The organism is Novosphingobium sp. B-7 (genome assembly GCF_000410615.1).
GTDB classification, from domain to species: Bacteria; Pseudomonadota; Alphaproteobacteria; order Sphingomonadales; family Sphingomonadaceae; genus Novosphingobium; species Novosphingobium capsulatum.
Map to the genome: position 1 here is coordinate 1 of NZ_KE148490.1, position 3,349 is coordinate 3,349.

General features: G+C 66.3%; 2 protein-coding genes and 1 pseudogene. 1 reads left to right on the forward strand and 2 read right to left on the reverse strand.

Going from position 1 to position 3,349, the window contains the following annotated elements; all coding sequences use genetic code 11:
• Positions 1-243, reverse strand: a 243-nt coding sequence (locus H926_RS32745) for a hypothetical protein (protein WP_148291849.1), incomplete at its 3' end; no start/stop codon positions are given.
• A 284-nt stretch (positions 244-527) separates the two neighbouring features.
• On the opposite strand from H926_RS32745, the gene H926_RS0121410 reads away from it, so the two are divergent.
• A complete protein-coding gene (locus H926_RS0121410; protein ID WP_022678073.1) occupies positions 528-2,795 on the forward strand; it encodes a TonB-dependent receptor in 2,268 nt (755 codons plus the stop codon).
• A gap of 119 nt (positions 2,796-2,914) precedes the next feature.
• Here H926_RS0121410 and H926_RS35180 read toward each other — a convergent pair.
• Positions 2,915-3,349 (reverse strand): annotated as a pseudogene (locus tag H926_RS35180) (ornithine cyclodeaminase family protein); the annotation flags it as partial.

Consider the following 3,349-nt stretch of genomic DNA (forward strand, 5'->3'; position numbering starts at 1 on the left):
GCTGAGCCGGTCGGCCACGCCCGGCGCACCGGGATAGACCACCGGCGCTGCCAGCAAGAGCGTGCCGTCTGCCGGCGCGGGCAAGTCCATCGCCACGGCCACCCCCGCCACCGCGCCATCGGCCATGTCGGGCCGCAGCGTGACGGCAAGCTGGTCTGGCTGGCGCGGCGCTGTGCCCATAGTCAGGGCAGCAGCCAGGGGCAGCAGGGCCCGGATGGAAAGCATGGTTTGAAACTGGGGCATCGCGGCGCTCGCTATGATGATGCTGCGCAGCCTAGCGTAGCGGCCCGGGCAGTGCGTGTCTTTCGCGCGCCCATCCTGGTCGTGGGCGACATAGATTATGCGGCAAGTGCCAGCGATGCAGGTGAATCGCGCCAGGGGCCACGGCACGGCTCACACCCCGCAAGAGCGCTTTCACGCATAAATATAATCGGCAGCCGGTCAGCCCACGCCATATCCAAATAAAAATTCCCGCTCCGTTGTGGTGTTCTTGCCGATAACGAACCAACCAGAACATGAGGGCATCCATGCAGACCAACACCACCGGCGCGTTCCGCCGTCGATCCGCCCTGGCCCTGACCCTGGCGCCGATTCTGTCCGGCGGCCTGGCCCTGGGTGCCCATGCGCAGACCGCCACGCCGGTCGCGCCGCAGGCCAACACAGAAGAGCCGGGCGATACGATCATCGTCACCGCACTCAAGACCAGCCAGCGCCTGATCGATGTGCCTGCCCCGGTCACCGCGCTGTCGGCCAGCACGCTCACCGAGCAGAACCTGACCAACATCAGGGACTACTTCAACCGCATCCCCGGCCTGCAGTATTCCGGCCAGGCCGTGCACAGCCTGTCGCTGCGCGGCATTACCACCGGCGGGGCCACCAATCCCACGCTGGCCGTGCTGGTTGACGATGTGCCCTTCGGTTCGGCCACCGCCAACGGCGATACCGACATTCCCGATTTCGACCCGGCGATCCTTTCGCGCATCGAAGTGCTGCGCGGCCCCCAGGGCACGCTCTATGGTGCGGCCAGCCTGGGCGGCATCATCAAGTACGTGACGCAAGACCCCAGCACCACGCAATTTACCGGGCGGGTGGAAGCAGGCGTTTCCACCGTGGCCCATGGCGGCCAGGGCAATTCGCTGCGTGGCTCGCTCAACGTGCCGCTGATCAAGGACCGCGTCGCGCTGGCGGTCAGCGGCTTCTATCGCCGCGATCCGGCCTGGGTGGACAACACCGACAGCAACACCGGGCAATTCCTGGCCAATGCCAACCACCAGCGCCAATGGGGCGGCCGCGCCGCGCTGCTGCTGCGCCCGGTGGATAACCTGACGATCACGCTCAGCGCCATTCGCCAGCGCCTGCGCACCGAGAACAGCGGGTTGGTCGATTTCAAGTCCGACACCGATTTCAACAGCGTCAACGCCGATCCCTATTCGGTCACCCGCGTGCTGGGCCAGCCCAGCCGTAGCCAGTTCGATGTCTATTCGGCGCGCGCCGTGCTCGATCTGGGGAAAGTCCAGGTCACCTCGGTCACCGGCTGGAACGTCAACGAATCCGTGCCCTACCAGGATCTCACCAGCATCTTCGGCGGTTTGCTCGGCCGCTATTACCCCGGCCTGTCGTCGGTGTTCCTGACCAATTCGCACCGCGCCACCCGCTTCTCGCAAGAACTGCGCCTCTCGGGCAACAGCACGGCACTCGACTGGATGCTCGGCGGGTTCTATTCGGTCGAGCACGCCAATATTTCGCAAACCATGCTGCTGATGAACGCCAGTGGCAGCCTGATCGACACGCCGTATGTCGGCGCCGGGCCTTCCACCTATCGTGAACTGGCGGCGTTCGGCACGGTGACCGGGCACCTTGCGCCCGGCCTCGATCTGCAAGTGGGCGGCCGCTATGCCCACAACAAGCAGGACAACCTTTCCACCGTCGCCACCACGGGCGTCGCGCAATACATCTTCGGCTTTTCCAGCAGCGAAGAACACCGCACCTCGGAAAGCCCGTTCACCTGGCTGGTTTCGCCCAGCTGGCACATCACGCGCGACGTGATGGTCTATGCGCGCGTTGCCAATGGCTATCGCCCCGGTGGCACCAATACCCTGGCCGATGGCGTACCTGGCACCTATCGCTCTGACCGCGTGGTCAACTATGAAGCGGGCGCCAAGGGTTCGGTGCTGGAGGGCAAGCTCGATTTCGACCTGTCGGTGTTCCAGATCGACTGGAGCCGCATCCAGTTGCAGAACACCTCGGCTAACGAGCTGACGTTCACCACCAACGGCGCCAAGGCGCGCAGCCGGGGCGTGGAACTGGCCGGAACGGTGCGGCCTTGGACCGGCGGCGCGATCAGCGGCAACGCCACGTTCACCGATGCCGTGCTGACCCAGGCGCTGCCGGCGGCCACCGATGGCGGTTCCGCGCTGGTTGGCGCCAAGGGTGATCGCCTGCCCAACTCGGCGCGGTTCACTGCCAATATCGGGCTCGATCAGAAAGTGCGCCTGGGTGAAGGCGTCAGCGGCTCGCTGGGCGTGAACTATGCCTGGACGGGCAAGCGGCCGGGCGATTTCCTCAACAACCTCGCCGCGGCCGGCCGCGAACGCCAGATGCTGCCCAGCTATGGCCAGCTCGACGTGCGCGCCGGTGTCACGCTCGATGCTGGGTGGAGCGTCAACATCTTTGCGCGCAACCTGACCGACGAACGCGCCGTGCTCTATGCGATCAACCGCAACGGCACCACCGCGCCCTATGGCCGCTACATCCCGCCCCGCACGGTCGGCGTGCAGTTTGCCGGTTCCTTCTGAACGGCCAATCCCCCGAAACATTCGGGTCGCAACGGTCCGCTGCCTTCATTCCACGGAGGCAGCGGATTTGCCGTTTCAGGAAGACTGACTTTCCCCGCCCGCATGCACGCGGGCACCCCCTACCCCGCCCGCACGCGCTCCAGCAGCAACTGCGCGGCGGCGATATCCTGCACGGCGTGGCCGAGCGACTTGTAGAGCGTGATATCACGCGCATCGCGGCGTCCGGGTACCTGGCCGAGCAGCACCTCGCCGATCTCGGCCACGATATGGGCGTCGTTCACCACGCCGGCGGCGCGGGCGACCAGGAATTCGGCAGCAGCCTCTAACGCGTTGGCCTTGCTGTCGGCGATATAGCGCGCGGCCGCGACAAGGGCGGTGTCGGCTTCCACCGGGCCGGGCGCGCTCGATCCCACCAGGTTGACGTGCGTGCCGGGCCGCACCCATTGCCCCAGCAGGATCGGCTGGGCAGCGCCGCTCACGGTGCAGATCACATCGGCCTGCGCCACTGCCGCTTGCGCGTCTGGTGCCACGGCCACGGGCAAGCGGTCCTGCCA

What these genes read in the sequence shown, in the direction of transcription:
- H926_RS0121410 (WP_022678073.1), top strand. Translation starts at nt 528, where the DNA reads ATGCAGACCAACACCACCGGCGCGTTCCGCCGTCGATCCGCCCTGGCC.